The 21,455-nt window shown below is 44.1% G+C and carries 17 protein-coding genes and 1 other annotated feature; of the genes, 7 read left to right on the forward strand and 10 right to left on the reverse strand.

All coding sequences use genetic code 11. The annotated features are described in order from the left end of the window. Positions 1-57: 57 nt before the first annotated feature. Both L5L77_RS06620 and L5L77_RS06625 read left to right on the forward strand, forming a co-directional pair. Positions 58-495, forward strand: coding sequence for an OsmC family protein (locus L5L77_RS06620; protein ID WP_131523019.1), 438 nt, complete (start codon positions 58-60; stop codon positions 493-495). A 224-nt stretch (positions 496-719) separates the two neighbouring features. Continuing rightward, a complete protein-coding gene (locus L5L77_RS06625; protein WP_168823390.1) occupies positions 720-1,160 on the forward strand; it encodes a hypothetical protein in 441 nt (146 codons plus the stop codon). Between the two features lie 106 nt (positions 1,161-1,266). Here L5L77_RS06625 and L5L77_RS06630 read toward each other — a convergent pair whose 3' ends face one another. From L5L77_RS06630 to thrA, 6 genes are all read right to left on the reverse strand, one after another. After that, positions 1,267-4,551, reverse strand: coding sequence for a S41 family peptidase (locus L5L77_RS06630; protein ID WP_263222435.1), 3,285 nt, complete (start codon positions 4,549-4,551; stop codon positions 1,267-1,269). A 345-nt stretch (positions 4,552-4,896) separates the two neighbouring features. After that, a complete protein-coding gene (locus L5L77_RS06635; RefSeq protein ID WP_263167120.1) occupies positions 4,897-5,754 on the reverse strand; it encodes a substrate-binding periplasmic protein in 858 nt (285 codons plus the stop codon). Between the two features lie 280 nt (positions 5,755-6,034). Then, positions 6,035-6,328, reverse strand: coding sequence for a hypothetical protein (locus L5L77_RS06640; RefSeq protein WP_113940650.1), 294 nt, complete (start codon positions 6,326-6,328; stop codon positions 6,035-6,037). 284 nt (positions 6,329-6,612) lie between these two features. Then, the gene (gene thrC, locus L5L77_RS06645; protein ID WP_263180819.1) at positions 6,613-7,896 is read right to left on the reverse strand and encodes a threonine synthase; all 1,284 of its coding nucleotides are present in this window, start codon (positions 7,894-7,896) and stop codon (positions 6,613-6,615) included. Between the two features lie 70 nt (positions 7,897-7,966). Next, a complete protein-coding gene (thrB, locus tag L5L77_RS06650; protein WP_263184791.1) occupies positions 7,967-8,929 on the reverse strand; it encodes a homoserine kinase in 963 nt (320 codons plus the stop codon). Continuing rightward, positions 8,926-11,394, reverse strand: coding sequence for a bifunctional aspartate kinase/homoserine dehydrogenase I (gene thrA / locus L5L77_RS06655; protein ID WP_263184792.1), 2,469 nt, complete (start codon positions 11,392-11,394; stop codon positions 8,926-8,928). The genes thrB and thrA overlap by 4 nt, the downstream gene beginning before the upstream one ends. 641 nt (positions 11,395-12,035) lie before the next feature. On the opposite strand from thrA, the gene slyD reads away from it, so the two are divergent. Further along, positions 12,036-12,692, forward strand: coding sequence for a peptidylprolyl isomerase (slyD, locus tag L5L77_RS06660; RefSeq protein WP_028760797.1), 657 nt, complete (start codon positions 12,036-12,038; stop codon positions 12,690-12,692). 237 nt (positions 12,693-12,929) lie between these two features. Further along, positions 12,930-13,301: a hypothetical protein gene (locus L5L77_RS06665; protein ID WP_173246097.1), complete on the forward strand. Its 372-nt coding sequence runs from the start codon at positions 12,930-12,932 to the stop codon at positions 13,299-13,301. 64 nt (positions 13,302-13,365) lie between these two features. On the opposite strand, the gene trpR is transcribed toward L5L77_RS06665, so the two are convergent. Next, a complete protein-coding gene (gene trpR / locus L5L77_RS06670) occupies positions 13,366-13,641 on the reverse strand; it encodes a trp operon repressor (RefSeq protein ID WP_028760799.1) in 276 nt (91 codons plus the stop codon). Between the two features lie 190 nt (positions 13,642-13,831). Between trpR and L5L77_RS06675 the strand changes: the two genes are divergently transcribed. Continuing rightward, on the forward strand, positions 13,832-14,281 hold the full coding sequence (locus L5L77_RS06675) for a c-type cytochrome (RefSeq protein ID WP_028760800.1): 450 nt from the start codon (positions 13,832-13,834) through the stop codon (positions 14,279-14,281). A gap of 72 nt (positions 14,282-14,353) precedes the next feature. On the opposite strand, the gene L5L77_RS06680 is transcribed toward L5L77_RS06675, so the two are convergent. Further along, the gene (locus L5L77_RS06680) at positions 14,354-15,046 is read right to left on the reverse strand and encodes a cytochrome b/b6 domain-containing protein (RefSeq protein ID WP_263184793.1); all 693 of its coding nucleotides are present in this window, start codon (positions 15,044-15,046) and stop codon (positions 14,354-14,356) included. A 299-nt stretch (positions 15,047-15,345) separates the two neighbouring features. On the opposite strand from L5L77_RS06680, the gene hpf reads away from it, so the two are divergent. After that, complete coding sequence (gene hpf, locus L5L77_RS06685; RefSeq protein ID WP_105249847.1) at positions 15,346-15,702, forward strand: ribosome hibernation-promoting factor, HPF/YfiA family; 357 nt, start codon at positions 15,346-15,348, stop codon at positions 15,700-15,702. Between the two features lie 1,678 nt (positions 15,703-17,380). Beyond that, positions 17,381-17,497: a sequence feature (Phe leader region), on the forward strand. 41 nt (positions 17,498-17,538) lie between these two features. Continuing rightward, positions 17,539-19,533: a chorismate mutase gene (locus L5L77_RS06690; RefSeq protein WP_263184794.1), complete on the forward strand. Its 1,995-nt coding sequence runs from the start codon at positions 17,539-17,541 to the stop codon at positions 19,531-19,533. A gap of 174 nt (positions 19,534-19,707) precedes the next feature. Here the strand turns inward: L5L77_RS06690 and L5L77_RS06695 are convergent, their stop codons facing one another. Beyond that, positions 19,708-21,003 (reverse strand): cation:proton antiporter, encoded by a 1,296-nt coding sequence (locus L5L77_RS06695; protein ID WP_263184795.1) that lies wholly within the window; start codon positions 21,001-21,003, stop codon positions 19,708-19,710. Positions 21,004-21,046: 43 nt separating this feature from the next. Then, positions 21,047-21,382: a hypothetical protein gene (locus tag L5L77_RS06700; protein WP_105249849.1), complete on the reverse strand. Its 336-nt coding sequence runs from the start codon at positions 21,380-21,382 to the stop codon at positions 21,047-21,049. Positions 21,383-21,455 lie beyond the last annotated feature (73 nt).

Below are 21,455 nucleotides of genomic sequence, written 5' to 3' on the forward strand. Positions count from 1 at the left end.
GCTAAGTGAGCACCGCTAGGCTATAGTGCCCTGATGTCCTTCAGATAGGAGAAAATAATGGGCTTTAACTTAACGGTTAACTGGCAAACCTCGCCCGCCGAAGAAGGCGAATTTTGTCGAGACCACAGTATTACCTTTGGCAGCGGCCAGACGATTCAAGCCTCGTCGGCACCGGAATACAAAGGCAATGGGCAAAATGTCAATCCAGAGGAAAGCCTGTTGGCTGCATTATCCTCATGCCATATGTTGACCTTTCTAGCAATTGCGCATCTTAAGCGCTTACCTGTAACCTCCTATGTGGATAATGCCACTGCAGAGCTGGGTAAAAACGACGCGGGCAAGTTGGCCGTAACTAAGATGGTGCTCAATCCTAAGGTCATTTTCGCTGAAGGGGTCGAAGTCAGCCAAGAAACCCTTGAGAAAATTCACGAGAAAGCACATGCAAATTGCTTTATCGCTAATAGTTTAGCAACAGATATTCAAATCAAGTTTTAGGATTTGAGCAGACCTTTATGGCCCGCTGATGGTTTTCCTAAGCGGGCTTTTTTATTGCCGCACCGCAACTCAATAGCAGTCTGAATCATTGCTATCACCGAATTATCCGCGCCACCTAACCATCCATAGAGCCTAACTTTTCACCATTATTCAGCTCAGGTCCAGCTTTTAAACAGTACGATAGAAGCCAATCTTAGCTTGGTATCATCTGTTGGAGTTAAAAGATGCACATTCAACCACTGCGAAATTCCCCGTCTGTCAGCCCACAAAAAAATGTCTCCACTGCTGAATTTGCACAGGTTAACAATGCCGTTCAAACCAGCGCACCAGCATCAACTGATACAGTAACGCTTTCTAGCGATGCAAAACAATTGGCGGCGAATGCGCAAAAACCAGCAGAAATGCCAGCACTGAGGGATAACATAGAAACCTTAGTCGAATTGAAACACGCGAAGATGAAGTATCAAGTGATCGCCGACATGACCAATTTAGCGACAGGAACGAGCCAAGGGATTTCAGCGCCAACGGCCTATTATCTAAGCCATAACGAAGACGCGAGAGCAATGACAGTTAATCACCTTGCCCAACAACAGCAAGTGAACACTATGCAAACCTATGCGGAAACAAGTAAAAATGGGAATAGAAGTATTAATGAATGGGCATAAAAATGGGTGTTGTCTCGGGAACCAAGAGACAACACCCTAACTTTGTACGCGGACATGCTAGCCGAGATACCTTAAATTTCGGTTAAATACTGAATTTAAATATCAATTACTTAGCTTTAATATCCTGTGCCATACCTTTTACAGGCAAAGGTTGCACTTTTAAGGCTGGGATTGGCTGTTTAACCAACTCATCCTTTAAATAACTTATTGCAGTTTCAAGCTGCGCATCTTTGCCATTAAAGGTAGCAAAAGGTAAGTTATCGACTTCAATATCCGGCGTTACGCCATGGCCTTCAAGCACCCAGCGGCCATCCATTGCATACTGTGGATACTCGGCCACCCGCGCCATCCCTTTATCGGTCAACGCATTTCGCCCAGATAACCACACACCCGCCCCTGCCGTTTGCTTACCAATTAAGGGCGCAATACCGAGCGCCTTAATCCCTGCGGAGAAGGTTTCGCCGTCGGAATAGGTCAGTTCATCGGTTAACACCACTAAATGACCGCGGAAGGTTTGCTGCATATTGGTGTTTGGCGTGCCATGGGTGGGTTGCCAAAACGCCCAAGCGCGGCGTAGTAACTTTTCGATAATCCAACTGTCAATATTGCCACCGCGGTTACGGCGAACATCGATAATCAAGCCCTCTTTATCGTAGTTGGCATAAAACTCACGGGCGAAACTTTCAATATCACCACCGCCCATGGCATATAAGTGTAAATAACCCATCTTGCCCTGACTTGCATCCTTGACCACAGCCGCATTATGGCTCACCCAATCTAAGTAACGTAATTGACTGTCCACCACAGCACTAACGGGCATGACGATGGTTTTATGGGTTTGGCTACCACGCTTAAGCTGCAGCAAGACTTGCTTGTCCTGCTGATTACGTAAAAGACGCGTGACATCAGCTACATTCGCCACTGGCGTGCCATTGATAGCCAGCAGCATATCACCTTCTTTAGCATCGACTTCGATACGATTTAACGGTGAAGCATTAGCCGGTAACTCAGGATCATTACTATAAATGTGCGCGATTTTAACGCCATCTGCAGTTTGTTGTAGGCGCGCGCCAAGGCTTGCCGCTTTAGCCGCATCGGGATCTTGAGGTATGTCACCACCGCGCACCTGTGAGTGCAAAGAATCTAACTCGCCCATCATTTGCATGAAAATATCATTCAGTTCGTTACGATCGGTCAGGCGGTCGAGCAAAGGCTGATACTTAGCCTTAGTGGCTTGCCAATCGAGGCCGCGCATTTTTTTGTCGAAGAAAGATTCTCGGTGCATCAACCACGCATCTTCAAACATTTGCTGCCATTCAAGCTGCGGAGAAATCGCTAACTGCCATTGTTCCGTTTGCACTTTGGCATTATCCGTATCGCCTAATTTATCGCCGCCATCAACAATCAGGAGTGATTTCTCATTACTGTGCTTACGTAGCATCAGCTTTTTACCATCGGCAGAAACCTCATATTGGCCAATGTCCTCGGCAAAAACCTCGGCTTTGGGGCTTAATCGGTCAAATTTGATGGTCATTAAATTAGGAGCGACATCGTCGCCAATAGCTTGATCTAACAAATAAAGTCTATCATCGACGACGCGCAGCTTACTGTAATTTCCTGAATCGACAGGCACTTGCCATAAACGCTGAGAGATCCCCGCCCAATCGATTTTCACTGGACTCGGTTTATCCTTAGCATCGTTTTTTTCAACTTGATTCGATTCGAGTTCATTGGGTTTACTAAAGGGGAATTTGGCATTTTTGACCAGTGCGATGGCAAAAATTTGGCTGCGTTTATCAAACACTGGGCCCATATTTCTATCGCCCCAAGGTGAACTTGGTGTTGCGCTGAATTGGCGATTCGATAGGAAATATAGCCACTGGCCGTCACTGCTAAAGGTTGGCGAATAGGACTCGTATTTGTCGCTGGTGAGCGTCTCGGCCTTATTTTCATCCACAGAATACAGGACGATTTGCGGACGTTGTTTACCGATTTCCGACTTAGTTAATGCAATAAAACGGCTATCGCCGGACCAACGGATATCGGCGTAAGGCTCAAGTCCCTCGCCGTTAGTGATGATTTTTTGATTGGTATTTTTCTTTAAGTCGAGCAGCCAAACGTTACCATCGTTATCGTCATGGGCGATAAATCGACCGTCACTGGACAAATTAAGACTCATTCTTAAAGTATGACCGTCTTTGGTTAACTGTTTAGCGCCACTGCTGCCATCAGCAGGGAATTGCCAAATTTCCTGCTGACCTGTCATGTCGCTAATCGCATAAACCGACTTGCCATCTTGGCTCAACACAGCTTCCCTTACGCGATAAGTCCCCGGCAGTGCAACTTGAACTAAACGCGAGCCATCAATACCCGCGATCGCCACGTGGCTGCGGGCGGTGATCACCACTTTATCGCCAGCGGGGGCCAAATTAGTCGAAGAAGCGTAATCCATAGGATCTTTTACCCAATGCTCACGGCGCTCGGCAAAATCGGAAGTGAGTTCAATATTGAGTAACGAGTCTTTAGCGGCCGCAATATCAAACACATGGATATCCGCACCTAACTGGAATACTACTTTGCCTTGGTCCATCCGCGCACCGCGGACTTGCCAATCTTTAAATTGAGTTAACTGTTTTGCATCTGAACCATCGAGCGCACTCGACCAGAGGTTGTCGTTGCCATCGCTGTCGCTAATAAAATAGAGTCTGTCCTGCCATAGCATAGGTTGGCGCACTGAGCCATCGTGTTGGCCGCTGAGCAACTGTGCTTCGGTTTTGCTGCCGAGTTTAAAGCGCCATAATTCACCTTTTGCGCCGCCACGGTACACTTTGGCATTATCGCCAGTCACTTGCAGACCAAAGCGGGTGAAGTACACGTATTCGTTGCGATCATCAATCACACCTTCAACTGCATCGGCTAAGGGTAAATCTGTGGTGGTGAGGGTTTGAGGATCGACGCTGCGCAGCATCCAATTATTAGCAGGACCAAAACCAGTGTCGGTAGAATATAAAATCTCGCCTTTGGCAGTCCAGCCCTGAACCCGCACACGGCTATTCTCAAAAGTCACCCGTTTAGCCACACCGCCCGTAATGGGGATCACATACACTTCGCTCGCGCCTTCATAGTTGGCAACATAAGCAACCCACTTACCGTCGGCTGAAATAGTCGCCCCTAGCTCTTCTGCGGGTAAACTCGTTAAGCGAGTAGCCGCTTTTTGACCTAAGGTCTGAGTCCATAAATCCCCTTCTGCAGTAAAGACTAAGGTTTGAGCGTGCAACGCTGGCGCACGGTAATACCCTTGATTGCTCACCGCATCGGCAGCGATGGTTTGGAACGCTGTTAATGTGCCAAGGGCAAGCATGCAGCAGGCGACAGAATGGCGAAGTTTCATGTATGACCTCTATCCTATTGTTATTTTAGCAATAGACTCTTTACTACGAGATTTTGCTAGCAGATTTAGCGAAGAAATTCTTGCCATGGGCTTTTGTAAAAAACCACAATCAAGTCCAAAGCATGACAATTGAGCCCAACAAGCTAGCAGAATTTGATAGAGAGTTCAGTAACTTCGAGTCAGAGAAGTTTTAGCAAATGTGTCACATCTTAAATCGCGGAGGAACAACTGAATAAAAGACAAGATTCTTTAGAGGAAAACATCAAAGATCATAGCGTTACCATATTGCACTAGGATAAAAATATACCAGAGTCGGACATGAGTGGCTAACGTGAAGGGCTAATGTTAAGGGCTGACATACAGCGTCTTTAGCGGACTGTTTAGGCGGCTCATATTAGACTGTTTCGCCAGTGTCATTTGTTGCCATTTATTGATCACTCGTGCAATTTCACCGTTATCCATCAATGCCTTAATCGCATGATTAAACTGCTCTAACTGGCTTGTCTTGATACTCGCTTTACTGAACATTAAATGAATATGATTTTGATCTAATACTAACTTAAGTGGCACTAGCTTGATGCGTTGATGCTGGCTGGCGATATAGGGCATGGCTAAGGTATCTCCGACTATCATATCTCCTCTACCGTAGATAAGCATTTGCACAGACTTATCTGAGTCGGGACTTAATACTAACAAGTGCTCCTGCTCTAATCGATATTGAGATTCTTGATAATCTGCACCATACCAACCGCTAGAAGGGACAAGTAGACGCAATTTTTGGGTAAAAATGTCCTCCCATTTATCGATATTAATCTGATCTTTTTGCTCATAAAGTACAAATAAGCGCAGCTCTTCATCTCGGTAATAGGTTGAAAAAAGAGCATAGTTTTGACGTTCATCCGTCATAGTCGCTCCCATCAACACATCTAACTGTCCTGCTCGCAACATCTGATGCGAGCGCTTAGCGGGCACATTAATAAAATGAACTTCACAACCAAGATACACTGCAAATGCCCGCATCAGATCCACATCTAAACCTTGGGCTTCTCCTTGAGGATCTTGCCAAGCATAGGGAGGCCAATCGTTGTAACCGACTTTAATCGTGTTCTTACAAGGTAAAGGGCTATTGACCTGCGACGCACTTACAGCGGGCAAGACTAAAAAAAACATAAATAAGACAGGAACGTATTTAAACCATGGCATAGGCTAAGTTACTTGCCTCTTAAGTTGATGATCCTCTCTTGATTAAGATGAAGTATAACGATTCAGTGTCAGACTTCCGCGAGGGGGTTCTACCTCAGTAAGCGTAGTTGTCACTTAGATAGCGCGCCATAAACACCGGCGAGATCACAGTAATTAGCCTAAAAAAGGACGGGGGATAATAACAAAAAAGCACAACAGCCAATAGTGAGATCTAAACGACTCACTATACTGCGATAAAGGCTAAGCCGGAACGCAGGAAATAAAATAAAGTTTTATAAATTTAAATCAGACACTTATAAATAATAGCAACAACTTTAGTGGGATCCCCCATATCGACTTGTAACCAAACTATGTGTGTCCCCCCCAATTCCTCACCCTGAGCCGTGGCGGACTCTTTAGCTTCATCAAGCTGGTTTTCATGGCGGCTCACCCCAGTGACTAAAGCAAAACTATCGCAGTGGGTGACTTCAAAATCGTAGGCCACGTTAATGCGACGATATAGTTCATGCTGCTTGGTCGCACATCCAGATATTAAAACGCAAAAACATGTACTTAACAGAAAAAATTTAGACAAATCAATTAACCCACAGATTAAACACGCGGGTGAACATAACTAATTGCAACCGATAAAATTGTGAACAATGTCACATATAAGAAACCAAGGATAATACAGAAAGTTACAAATATTAATTAAATATCATGTAGTTAACTAAGGGTTGTTTTATGTTCGCTGGTAACACAAGCTCATCAATTCCCCACCATAAAACTCACACTTGTAAAAAAAGGGAGCCAAGCTCCCTTCCTGCTTTTACGCCATGTTATTCCACTGCTAGGCAGACATCAGTAGGGCTAAAGCCCTTAAGCTAATATTTTGAATAAATGCACTTTTAATGCAGCAAAATCTGCCGCTAATTCCGCGGATAAGATGGGCTTACTCGCAACAGCTTCAAGCTCAGGCGGCAAGGGTAAGTTAAGCGTTAATTCTCTATCCACAACATCCTTAAATTTAGCGGGATGCGCCGTCCCCAAGAATATGCCCACTTCATCGGGCACTAAGGTTAAAGATAAGGCCTTAGCTGCAATCGCCGCATGGGGCTCAGACACATAACCCTGTGCATGCAACTCAGCTAATGCCTGTGACGTTTGTTCCTCCGATAAGCGAATACCCACTAAGCTACTCAGTGGCCAGCCTAATTTCTCACAAATGGCTTCCACACGCGGCCAGTTACTGGGTTCACTCACATCCATGGCATTGGACATAGTCGCTTGAGTCGGATTGGGCTGCCATTGGCCATTGTCTAAATAACGCGGCACTGTATCGTTGGCATTGGTCGCGGCAATAAAGCGTTTAACTGGTAATCCCATCGCTTTAGCGAATAAACCTGCGGTGAGGTTGCCAAAGTTACCACTTGGCACTGAAATCACAGGATCGGCTTCATGGCGCTGTTTAGACTGGGCAACCGCTTCAAAGTAATAGCAAATTTGCGCGAGTAAGCGGCTGATGTTGATAGAATTTGCCGAGTTTAAGCTCAACCCATCGCGGACTTCGGGATCATCAAAGGCGCGCTTAACCAGATCTTGGCAGGCATCGAAATCGGACGAGACGGCAACTGTATGGATATTCTTGCCCAAAGTCGTGAACATCTTTTCCTGTAGTTCACTGATCTTGCCCTTAGGATAGAGCACCACCACATTGACTTTCTCAAGTCCATAGAAGGCATCGGCAACCGCGGCGCCAGTATCGCCCGAAGTCGCAGTCAGAATGGTTAAGCGTGTGTCGCCGACAAAGGCATTGACGCATTGCGCCATAAAGCGCGCCCCAAAATCTTTAAACGCCAGTGTTGGACCGTGGAATAATTCGAGGCAGGCACGCTGCTCATCGACGGCAACCAAAGGTAAATCAAAGTTAAAGGCACGCTCAACTAATTCATCGACCGCATCTTGGCCTAACTCAGAGGCAAGCCATGCGCCGAGTACTTTTTTACTGCGCTCAACGAATGGCAACGCCAGCAGCCCTTCAATATCGTCTAGTACGGGTATTTGACTAGGAAAGAACAAACCTCTGTCTTTACCTAACCCCAGTTGTACCGCTTCTTTAAAGCTCACTTTCTGCGAAGGGTATTTTAAATTATATAGTTCCATGCTCACTCAACCTTTTGATGCTAAACCTTAAATGCTAATTTGGGGTACTTAGTCTTAGCTAAATTAACTATTAATCGACTCTACGCGTGCCTTGCTCATCGAGGCGACACACGTGGGCAAAGCCCCCAACCTCGGTTAAATAATGCTGTTCTAACCAGGCTTTAGCCGCATTTGCCGTGGCTAAATCATCGGTAATCGAAAACAGCGTTGGGCCACTGCCGGAAATCCCCGTAGTCAACATGCCTAAAGCGGCTAAAGCGGCTCTGGCCTTGTCGTAACCCGGGATCGCGGCGGCGCGATAGGGCTCGGCTAACACATCCTTTAATACGCTGATCGCAAGCTTGGCATTCTGCTGGTAAGACGCATGCACAAAGGCGCTTAAATAACGGCCAAAATCGATAGTGACACTTTTATCATATTGATCAGGCATGAGTTTGCGCATCATTGCCGTTGAGAGTGAAATCCCTGGATAGGCCACAACCCAATACCATTCTTTAAAGCTGGGTATCGCTTCACAGACATTGCCCGGCACATTGAGCATCAATTGCATGCCGCCCAAATAACAGGGGGCAACGTTGTCATAGTGCACACTACCGCTGATCTTCCCTTCAAACTCGCCCATCAGTTCCAGCAGTGCTTGCTCGTTATAGGGTCTATCAAAATGTTCATTCAGGGCATATAACGCCGCCACGACTGAGCTTGCACTCGAACCTAAACCACTGCCGACGGGCAGGTTCTTTTCCAGTGTCAGCGCTACGCCTCCATCTGCTTTACCCTGCGCAGTTAAAAACTCCTTACTCATGGCTGTTAAGAAGAATTCGGCACATTGGTACACAATATTGTCTTGCGGATTATCAGGTAGTTTATGGGCCCAAGCGCCGGTCTGTATCAGACTCACACCCGACGCTGCCGCGGCGATAGTCACTCTATCGCCCAGTAAACTGCCATCAATCGGCGCCAAAGCAGCGCCAAGTAAATCAAATCCGACTCCTACGTTACCCATAGAGGCTGGAGCGTAAACGGTCAAACTCATACACTCACCTCACGAGTCCAATTCAAGGTTCTTAATACATCGGCAAAGGCACCAGCAGCGGTCACTTCAGTCCCTGCGCCATAGCCGCGTAGCACAAAGGGAATGGGCTGATAATAGCGGCTATAGAACGCTAAGGCATTTTCACCGCCTTTAACGCTATAAAGCGGATCCTGTGTATCCACTTCGGCGATACGCACACGGCACACACCATCCTCAATTTGCCCAACATAACGCAGCACTTTACCTTGGGCTTTGGCCTGCGCCACTTTTGCGGCAATTGCGGCATCAACTTGCGGTAATCGTGCCATAAAGCTTTCAACATCACCGGAATCATCAAACTCGGCTGGCAATACAGATTCAACCTGAACGTCACTGAGCTCTAACTTTAGTCCCACTTCACGGGCAAGAATGAGCACCTTACGCGCCACATCCATACCACTCAAATCATCACGGGGATCGGGCTCAGTAAAACATTTTTCCCGTGCCAGACCGGTCGCTTCAGAAAGTGTCATGCCTTCATCGAGCATACCGAAGATAAAGGATAAAGAGCCCGATAAAATACCGTTAAACTTATGCAGTTTGTCACCGGCAAATAACAGTTTTTTCAGGTTATCGATCACAGGCAAACCCGCACCGACTGTGGTTTCGTACAAGAATTGGCGACGCTGTTTTAATGCAGTTTGGCGAAGCGCTTGGTAATAAGCATAATCGCGAGTATTGGACTTTTTATTGGGCGTGACCACATGTAAACCCGCGTTCATCACATCCAAATATAGGTTCGACACTTGCTCGCTCGAGGTGCAATCCACCAGCACTGGATTAAGCAATTGTTGCTCTTTCACCCATGCAAGTAACGCTGGGATATCGCAGGCTTGCTGGCTATCGGCAAGCAAGCTAGACCAATTGCTTAAGTCGATACCCGCACTGTCGAGTAACATCTTGTTCGAATTCACTATGCCGCAAACACGGATACTGATGTGCTGCTCTTTAAGCATGGCGGACTGTTGTTTTATCTGCTCGAGCAGGCCTGCGCCCACATTGCCGCAACCCACTAAAAACACATCTAAATACTGCTGCACATCGAAAAAGCCTTGATGACAAGCCGCCACCGCATGCTTAGTCTTACGCTGCTCGATCACAGTCGAAATCGACCGCTCAGACGAACCTTGGGCGATGGCGATAATGTTCACGCTTGCCTGTGCTAACGCTTGGAAGAAACGCGCCGCCACCCCTTTATGGGTGCGCATGCCATCACCAATCAAAGAAACGATGGCGAGCTCATGACGCATAGCGATAGGTTCAAGCAAGTCACTTTTTATTTCTAATTCAAACTCTTGCTCTAAGGCCCATTTCACTTTGGCCGAGTCAGACGTCGCCACACAGAAGCTAATACTGTATTCAGAGGAGCTTTGGGTGATTAAAGAGACTGACACGCCGCTGCGGGAAATCGCCGCGAGAGTACGGCTCGCCATGCCAACCATGCCTTTCATGCCTGGGCCTGATATATCGAACATGGTCTGGTTATCTAAATTGGAGATAGCTTTAACCTGCAAGCCAGTTTCATCGGCTTGGTTTGATACCAGAGTACCGGGCGCATCGGGGTTAAAACTGTTTTTGATATAACAGGGAATATGGAACTGGGCGATAGGCGCAATCGTCTTAGGATGCAACACCTTAGCGCCAAAATAGGAGAGCTCCATAGCCTCTTGATAACTGAGTTGTGACAGCAATTTAGCGTCGGCAACCACCCGGGGATCGGTATTATAAACACCGTCGACATCGGTCCAAATTTCACAACTTGACGCATCTAAACAGGCGGCCAGTACGGCAGCAGAATAATCCGAACCATTGCGGCCTAAGGTGACCACTTTACCCTGTTCATCGGCGGCGGTGAAACCCGGCATTACCCATACGCGTTTTTCACCTAATGCCAACGCACGAAACCTTGGCTTACTCACAGCGATATCGACCACGGATTCTAACGGCCGACCACGACCTAGAAACAAGGCGCGCGGATCGAGTTGAGCAGACGTGATCCCCTTAGATAGCATCACTTGTTCCATCAAGGCTGCAGATAAACGCTCACCTGCCACCACGATTTCAGCACGTATGCCATCAGGACACTCTTGCAACAAGGCAATCCCACGGAGTCTATCGTGCCATAACGCCAACTGACTCGCTAAACCTGCAAATAAGTGCTCACTTTGGGCGCTAGAGAGTCCAGAAGCCACCGCATCTTGGTAAAGCGAGGTAAATACTCGTTCAACATGTTGTATCACTGGGGAATAATCTTCGCCTTTAACTGCAACGTCGACCATTTCTAATAACGCATTGGTCACAGTCGCCGGGGCAGATAGCACTGTGGCTATTGGCTCAAGCTTAGATGAATTGGCAACGATATCCGCCGCCATCGAGAATCGCTGCCAATTTGCAAGCGAGGTACCACCAAATTTCATTACTTTCATCTTGTTCTCCTGTACCGCGCCCGACTTAGAAATAAGAGCTAGAAACAAAAAAGCCCGCTTCTTTGTGGGAAGCGGGCTCATCGTTAAAATTCTTTAGGGTGTATCAGCCCGCCCCCACTGTTGTTGTAGTGGTGGTTGTAATAATGGTAGTTACTACGAAACCTAGGCTATGCATGTGTTTGGGCTAATCCATGTTAATTTCTTGATAAACAGAATTGCTTTTTTTACCCGCGCTTGTCAACCCCTAAAATGGATTATTTATAGGCAAATATTAACGCTCGATAAAATACTGCATCAAGATTCGTTAATATGAAGTTTTCTAAGGGTAAAAATGCGATTTACGCAATAGATAACTGTTAACGTCAACGTAATGTGGCACGAAAACCATTAGATAATCACTTGTTTTTCATCTAATTAGTTATAATACACTTTCAAATAATGAGTTATTTGTTCTACCTCATCACTCAGGCTAAATTGACAGGCTAACGAGCAAAAATCACATTACTCATCCTTTCTACCGTAAAGCACCGACAAATTTGCCTAAAAAAAACCTGTGCGATATCTAACATAAGCCACTTCAAATTATCGCCAGCACTAAAAAAGCACGTTATTATGCGCGCACATTACGAATTGGAGGCGATATGAAGATCACTCAACACAGCGCGGTAACCATTCATTACCGTTTATCAGATCAAGAAGGCAGACTATTAGAAGACTCTTTCGACTCTGAACCTATGCTATATCTACACGGCACTGAAAACCTGATCCCAGGTTTAGAAGCCGCATTAGATGGTAAAAGCAAAGGCGAAAAACTCGATGTCACTATTAGTGCCGAAGAAGCCTATGGGCCTTATCACGATGGCCTACGTCAAGCCGTGCCATTAGAAGCCTTTGGTGATATCGAAGATATCGTCCCAGGTATGCGCTTCATCGCTGAAACTGAAATGGGTCAGCGCCCAGTTCAAGTCATGGAAGTGAAAGACGATGTGGTTATCGTCGATGGCAACCATCCTTTAGCGGGCCAATCGCTCAATTTCAGCGTCGAAATCGTTGACGTTCGTGAAGCCTCAGCCGAAGAAATCGCTCATGGCCACATTCATGCCCAAGGTGGTTGTGGAAGCCATGGACATGATCACGACCACGGTGGTGGATGCTGTGGCGGTTCAGGTAAACAAGAAGCGGGCGGCTGTTGTGGTGGTTCAGACCACGATCATGGACACCACCATGAAGAGCACGAAGCCTGTGACACACCTAAAACAGGTTGTGACGGTAATGGCGGCTGTGGTTGCCGCGGCTAAACAAAGCCTGATACCAGCAGTTGAACGAGAAGTTGTTTATCCGTAAGTGATTAAACAGCCATTGTTTAACCTTTTAAAATGCATGCCCTTAATTTAAGGTCGTGCATTTTTTATACACAAGCGTTTATAATATTCGTAATAGATAAATAACTGACTGGTAAATTGAAGTATTCAAATTTTATATGAATAGTTTCAATTAGATATTGATATCAACCTAAGTTAAGCGACGGAGTGCTTATGTTAACCAAACCCCTTTACGAAATTTTGCCTTTTGGCTACATGGCGCTCGGTAGTTCGAGTTTTATTGCACTCGACATCAACTATGCCTTGATAGCGGCAACTGTGGTATTTGTATTAGGTGCGAGGATCTACGTTATGCGTTCTCAAAACCGTCGAACAGACTCGGCCAAACGACGTAAATCGGGTTATCTTCCCGAGATAATTTATGACTTTATACCTTTTATCTATCTCTTAGCGGCGCTGGCTATCTTTAAATTCCTTCCCAAGGATCTTTACCCAATTCTGGCTATCTGTTTACTCAGCTACGGCTTATACATTCTGGTTCGTCGTTCCCTCTATCGTCGTCATAAGCTTCCCATCACGCCTTAAGACTTAGTTCTATTCACCACAATAGGAGCAGATGATATTCATAAGAGTTGTATCCACGTGAACACTAACCAATTAGTTTTTGAACTTTCGCCCTATGCTCAGAAGACATATTCTTCAAATAATTAGAACAACGTGTAATCGTTGCAATACTGACTTCATATTCCGCAGCGATATGCCTTTGACTCATTTCCCCGTCTAGCAGCAATTGAAAGACCTTCAAACGTCCGGCAACGGCACTACGTTCTTCTTCGGTTAACAGTAAATGAAACAACACAGAAAGATCTTCATAATTGCTGTGGCTCAAAATTTTTTCTAATACTAGATCCCAGTTAGCTCGCATAATCACCCTCATAAGTACTGTTCAAGCATTACATTAGCAGTCTAACAGATTTCGCCTACTTACAAATAAATTGTTACGTTTAGCAGTCTGATCCAGACAAAAACTGACAAAATTGCTTCTAGTACATCAAGTTAATTTGTGTACAATAGACGTGCAATGTCACACTTCGACGCTAATTTGTGAGAATACGATGAAAAAATTACTACTTACTCTCGTTGCCAGTACCTTATTGGCTTCAACTGCACAAGCACACAATTTCGAAGACTCTAAAGATGCAATTGAATACCGCCAATCTGCATTTGGTCTTATTGCTTATAACTTCGGCGATATGGCTGCCATGATGAAAGGCAAAAAACCTTTCGAAGCAGAAACCTTCGCAATGCGCGCAACGAATGTTGCTGCATTATCCAAAATTCCTTTCGAAGGTTTTATTGATGGCTCAGACAAAGGTGATACCGAAGCCCTAGCCAAAGTTTGGCAAGACAGAGCTGATTTTGATGCAAAAATGAAAACCTTCCAAGAGAATGCTGCCATTCTGGCTACTGTAGCTCAAAAAGGTAATCAAGCTGAAATCAAACAAGCCTTTATGGACACAGGAAAAAGCTGTAAAAGTTGTCACGACATTTATAAGAAAGATTAGTTTGACGTTGTTTTCCCATCAAAAAGCCTGCTAAATAGCAGGCTTTTTGATGTTCCCAAACTAAGTATCAATCTACAGAACTTGCACTATTGGCCACATTAAATAGCCAAAGACCACAGCAGCGCATACTGTGAACAGCACTAAAGCAAGCCACTCAGACTTGAATCGAAGCTCGCTCTTCGCACTTGATGAAAAAGCAACCTTCGAGACTTTCTTGTAACCACTGACCATAGCACCAACTAACTTATCCCCTTTCATGGCATGAATAATCACAGCCAGTATATGAATGGCACTCAGCAAGAGAATAAGGTTAAAGTTCGTTTTGTGTAACCAAGTCAAAAATCCACTGGTATCTGAACTGACATAGCTATATAGCGGACCTTCGGTAAAAATATCATCGGTCGCAAAAAGGCCTGTAACTAATTGAAGGCTAATGATCCCAATCAACGCGATGACCATATAGCCACCGATAGGATTGTGTCCAAGTACCACAGACATCCCTTTAGTTCGAATCGATCTCAAGTAATCGAGTACAACTTTGGGGTGATGAACAAAGTGGCTAAACCTTGCCGTATCGCTACCAATGAGCCCCCAGAGGATCCTAAATCCAATAAGGATCAGCAAACTATAAGCAAAAATTTGATGCCACTGCATTTCGCCCGCATCGGCACTCCACCATAAAAGTGCCAACAGACACACCATGCCCCAATGGAAAATTCGCGTGGGTAAATCCCAGACCTTAATTTTAACGTGTTCAGTATTCATAAAATGGGCAAACTCAAAGTGACCGAATGGAATAAGTAGAGGTATTTTATCGGGATTCGGGATGAAACTTAAAGTAAATATAAGTAAATAAGGGCAAAGACTGCGGAGTTATCCCATCGAATATGACCCCATTTAGCTGGCAATACAAGGCTTTTGGGCCAAGAATTATTGATATTTGTCTAAGTGATCAAATATCCAACGAACAGTATCTAATGGGCACAAAAACGTGATCTACATCTCGTTTTATAGTGCGAACCTTGGTAATCTGAAATCCAAGGAAACAACAGAAGGTTCGAAATATGCTAAAGATTACTAGCAAGCAACTTGAAGTCACATCTCCTATTCGCGAACGCATTGAAAGCCGTTTTGAAAAACTTTCAAGGCATGATGTGCAAATGATAAATCCCCATGTAATCATTACGGAGGAGAAACCTGGTTTCAAAATTGAAGCATCGGTTGGCATCCCAAATGGAGAACTCTTCGCTCAAGCAAAACATGAAAATTTATATACTGCGATTAACGCTATGGGCCAAAAATTAGAGAAGCAGCTCAATCGCATAACACACAAACCTGAAGCTCAACGCTCCACATCACTAACACCGACTAATAATGTTGTTGAAATTGACGACGAGTACGAGGAGGAAGATGCGGCATAATTTAAATCTGGTGAGTGCGAGAAACGCATCACTTTGAGAGCAATAAAGTAGAAATATTTAATCAGATCACAGTTTTTACAAAAGCTTAGTGCAATCATTTTAATGATGAAAAAAACAGTTCTTTTGACTAAATACCTACTACACTTTACAAAGTGACAGCAAGAATCGAAGTGGTGCGGATTTAAATCGTTTCAAATGTTGATTTACTTTAAATTTTGATTTACAAATATTGATTAACAGATCTTAAGTTCTAAGTAACGTTACTGGATATAACTAAGGAGCACTACTAATCTAAGCTATATAGTTTTAAGTACTAAGGTTTACTGTTAATGATTAATTTTACTTATAATTTCTACGTTTAAAAGTTCAATTTTTATTTTCAACTAGGTTCCACTTTCAATAGCAAGTTTGGAAAGGAGGCAACACAAGAGCGAACAATTTGATTTTAGAAACAATCAAGTATGTTGGCATTCACTAAAAGCAGTACTCAATTTTGTACCCAATATCAGGATGACCACCAGAAACAGGCGGCATTGCTGAATACCAGAGTTAACATAAGGAGCCGAGTACAGTACAACGAGTACATTAGCAAAATCTTTAACTATCAAATTTTTTATATCCACAATGGAGGCTCAGGTAAACATAAACAAAAATCACATTTACAAAAGCTACATGAATAAAAGCGTTTATTGTAAAATGGGCCGGCACCAATGATTGCTAAACACTGAGATAAATGAGGTAACAACTGTCACGTTTAGTTAGATGTAGAGATGTAGATTAGTTATATGAAGAGAGTCATATTTATACTGATATGTTAGTTAGCGTTTTTAGCGTGTGATTTAATGTAAGTGTTTAATGTAAGTGCAATACGTTGGTTTGATTAAAAGTCATTAGTTTACTTAGTGTTATTTGTATAGTAAAAACTGTAAATCGTATAAATGTTTATTTATGTAATGTGTTAACGTTTACCATTAGTTGAGTTTTGATATTTACAGACACCTTAAATAATGTTTACTTATCAACTAAAAAGGAGGAAATCTAGACTTGACGAAAATTGTAATAACAGTAAATGAGAGCTTTTTATACGCTCCATGTATTAACATGTTAGGTTTTAAATTAAAAAGTAATAATGGTAATAATGGTAATAATGGTAATAATGGTAATAATGGTAATAATGGTAATAATGTAAGTAGCAAGACCTAAACGCGTGACAAGGCTAAGCTGTTCTTACAGCAAAATGTACCTAGTACAACCAATGAGCCGTAAATCGTTTATTTTTAAATGTTCGTTTTGTTAGTGTTAGTTTTTAATGTTATAGCTCCATGCAAGTGTTAATTGTTAAAATATAAGTGCAAGACATGTCAACGTAAGTTCGCTGGTACTGCAAACTGCATAGTTTCAAGGTTATACGCTATGCCGCATAAAGTACTTGTTAATGTTCATTGTAAATGCAAGTCGTTATCTAGTGAGTTGTCAACGTTTTACTGTTACACGTAAATGTAAGATAAACGAATGTGTTACCTTGTCCCACACTGACCATAAGGAGGATAAACTCGCTTGACCATATATACATACTTGAACCAAACCAGCGCACCCTCGGGTGCGCTTTTTTTAGATTACCTTTAAGAAAGTTTTGATTGACAGCTAAGCCCTAGCCCTTTAGTTTTAAGACCATGAAAATGATAACAGCAGCTTTTTTTACTTTCTTTTTTACACCCCCACTCTAGGAGGCGGATTTACTGTGTAAAAACGAAAGTAAAAATCCAAAGCCTCCCAACTGGGAGGCTTTTTTGTCTTAAACGATTGATAAAATACATGGCGGCAATTGAGGTCAGAATGCATACACCACAGCCTTTAAATCAAACCCGAGAGCAGATCACCCATCTGGATAATGAACTGCTGGCATTACTCGCTGAGCGCCGTCGCTTAAGTTTAGAAGTAGCCCGTAGCAAAGAAGTAGATGTCAGACCCATCAGAGATACTCAAAGGGAAAAAGAACTGCTCGCTCGACTCGTGAAAGAAGGCAGAGAGAAAGGATTAGATGCCCACTATGTTATCTCCCTTTACCAGAGCATCATTGAAGATTCAGTATTGAATCAACAAGCTTACCTTCACGGCCGCGCCAATCCAGAGACACAAAAACAACAGTATTGTATCGCTTACCTCGGTGCTAGAGGTTCATACTCTTATCTCGCAGCTACACGCTATTGCCAACGTCGCCAAGTTGAAATGCTGGACTTAGGTTGCCAAAGTTTCGATGAAATAGTGCAAGCCGTTGAGTCTGGACATGCTGATTATGGTTTCCTGCCGATTGAGAACACATCTTCAGGTTCAATCAACGAAGTCTACGACGTGCTACAGCACACCAGTCTGTCGATTGTTGGCGAAACAACGATTGAAGTCAGCCATTGCCTACTAGGAAAAGCTGGCTGTAAATTAGCTGATATCAAAACTGTCTATGCCCACCCTCAGCCTATTAGTCAATGCAGCAGATATTTAACTCAACACAAAGACTTGAGACTGGAGTACTGCTCAAGCAGCGCAGAAGCAATGGAAAAGGTAAACCAAAGTCCAGATAACAGTGCAGCAGCGATTGGCAGCGCCGAAGGTGGTGCACTCTATCAACTTGAGTCCATAGAAGCAGGTTTAGCGAATCAAAAAATCAACCAAAGTCGCTTTATCGTTGTTGCCCGCAAAGCCGTTGCCGTACCAGAGCAGTTACCCGCTAAGACTACATTGATCATGGCAACAGGCCAAAAAGCCGGTGCTTTAGTGGAAGCCTTACTGGTTCTAAAAGCGCATCAGTTAAACATGAGTAAATTAGAGTCACGCCCGATTCCTGGGACACCTTGGGAAGAGATGTTCTATTTGGATATCGATGCGAATATCTCCAGTGAATCTATGCAGGCGGGTTTAAAGCAACTTGAGCGGATCACCCGTTTTATCAAAGTATTAGGCTGTTATCCTTGCGAAACAGTCAAGCCCACGCAGCTAAGCAACAGCCAGTTACTGATTGAACCTAGCACCTCTAAGGATCAAGTCATCAGCGAGAATGGAGCAAAGACCAGCCCAGTTAGATATAGCAAAGCCTATAAAGAGCAAGCTAGTGAGATCAACTGCGGTGCAATGACAATCGGTGCAGGGCATGTCGGTGCCATAGCCCAAATCACACTGAATAATGACATTTCACATTTAGCATTATCGGCTTTCGAGCAGCAAGTGAAGCAGCTTAAAGAAGCGGGATTCCAAGCCGTTTTACTCAGCGCTGTTAATCAACTGACTATGGCAGAAATTACTCTCGCTAAACTACGCCAAATCCTGCATCAATATGGCCTAGTGTGCATTATTGCCATAGCGCAAGAAGCCGATATGCCATTAGCAGTCCAGCACGCCGATATGTTATTCCTCGCTGGCAAGCAGATGTTTAATCAAACCTTACTGACTCAAGCAGGAACCCTACCGATACCTTTAATACTTGAGCGTAACGATATGGCAAGTTTTGAAGAATTACTCACGGCAACAGAAGTCATTTTAAGCCAAGGCAATCAGCAACTGGTTCTGTGTGACTCAGGCATTAGAACCTTAAATAACGCCAATCTACCTTCACTCGATTTAGCGAGTCTGATCCAGATTAAAGCCACGAGCCATTTGCCGATTTTAATCAACCCAAGTTATGCCGTATCAGATGATGCCCTATTGGTTCAAACACAAGGAATTAAACAGCTTAAAGTGGATGGATTGATACTCAATTGTCCACTAGCTAGCAGTGATGACCATGAGTCGCTTAACTTAATAAGCGCTGTGGTACGGGAATTATATCGGGCGAACTAAAGCTTTGATCTTGAGTGATTTAATTTAAAGTGAAATGTGGTTAGTTCGAAATGTGTTAAGGGATAAATGAGGCTTCTTTTATCCCTAATTGACTCAGACAAGCTTGCTAGCCAGTGTGATGACTAGCAGGCTTAATATTGTTTAGTATTGCAGCGCAGTGAGCCTTTATGCATTTTAATAAGAGCCAACAGCACTCGATGGTTCAGTAACGGCATTACTCCTACGGATAAGCCCTGTCATAGTAGAGCCCTGCACTAGAATCGAAAATACGACGACGGCATAGGTCATCACTAACAACAACTCCCGCAGATCTACACCACCAATAGCATCTATGACGATACCCTCAGGCAAACTCATCGCCATAGCGAGGGCTAATCCTCCCCTTAAACCACCCCAAATCAAAATCGTCTCTGCATAGGGGTTGTATGACTTAAACAATCGAAAGCCCAAATAAGGTAATAACACACTCATTGCACGCGCCAACAAGACTATTGGTATAGCCACAAACATAAACCACCACAATGGCGCTTTAAAAGTGACTAACAAAAGTAATAAACCAAGCAATAGGAAGAGTAAGGCATTAAAGAAGGATTCAATCAGCGACCAAAAAGTAAATAGTTTCACTCGCTCGTTGCGAGCAAAAAACTTAGGCACGCTGAAATTTCCTATGATGATCCCCGCACTCACCATAGCTAAAGGACCAGAAACACCAAGCACATCCGCCATGACATATCCCGCGGTTGGGATCAGCAGGGTAACCAGCATTAATTGCGTTTCTTCCTCGCAGTAGCGGAAAAAATGATGCAGCAGAAAACCAAGCACGCCACCGTAAATAACCCCACCTACAGCCTCACGAATAAATAACTCAGAGATATGGATAAACGTCAGTGGCTCGGTGGAGAAAGCCAATTGCGATATTGCCACAAAAATCACTAACCCTATGCCATCGTTAAATAAAGATTCTCCTTCTACTTGAATCGCAATATCTTCCGGCGCACCCATTTTCTTTAAAATAGCCAAAACAGCGATAGGATCGGTGGGCGAAATCAAGGCGCCGAACAGTAAGCAGTGGCTGAATTGTAGCGTGAGACCCAGCATAGGCGCGAACCAAAATAACAGCCCACCTATAATAAATGTCGACAATAAGGTGCTTATAAAAGCAAGGATTAGGATCTCCCACTTTTGATGCCTCAGTATTTTTAAGCGGATTTGTAATGCGCCGGCAAAGAGTAAAAAACCGAGCATGCCATTGAGCAGTAAAGCTTGAAAATCGAGTTTCTCTAAGCCAGAGACAAAATACACATAAACGTCCCCACCTAAAGCCTTTCCCCCAAGGAGCAACAACAAACTCATTCCTAGGGCAATAGCAGTAATGGCAACAGTTTCCTGCAGTTTATGGACGCGAGAGGAGATAACCGAAGTCACTAGCGCCAACGCGCAGAGGACACACAAAATTTGGTAGCTGGACATAAGAGCCTCTAAAAATCATCAATTTAGAGACTCTAGCACAAGTTTAGATTTCTAAACCATCCAATAGACTTAACCACCCTTTAATGATCCTGTGGCAAAACCAAATGATCCCAAAGAGATAAATCGAAAGACTGAGCCAAGTCAGTGGAACGCAATAGCCAAGCACTAGCAAGCCAAGAAAAGCGAGATTAGAATGCCGTTGCCAACGTAAATGCGACGCCAATAATGGATTACCATGGAATTGGCGTTGGGAAACATTAATGAACAAACTTAGCAGCACGGGAAGTAATAATAAGGGAAAACCCGACATCAAGGCGTACAACAAATGTCCCAGAGTACGGTCTTCAATTTTTGCGGCATAAGTGGTTGTCATTGTCATTGAGAGACTCCAGCCAGACTAATAGACTGGGCGCAAACATCATACGCCCTTGTCATTAACCTTACGTTCTCAC

Source organism: Shewanella sp. SM29 (assembly GCF_025654245.1).
Classification (GTDB): domain Bacteria; phylum Pseudomonadota; class Gammaproteobacteria; order Enterobacterales; family Shewanellaceae; genus Shewanella; species Shewanella oncorhynchi.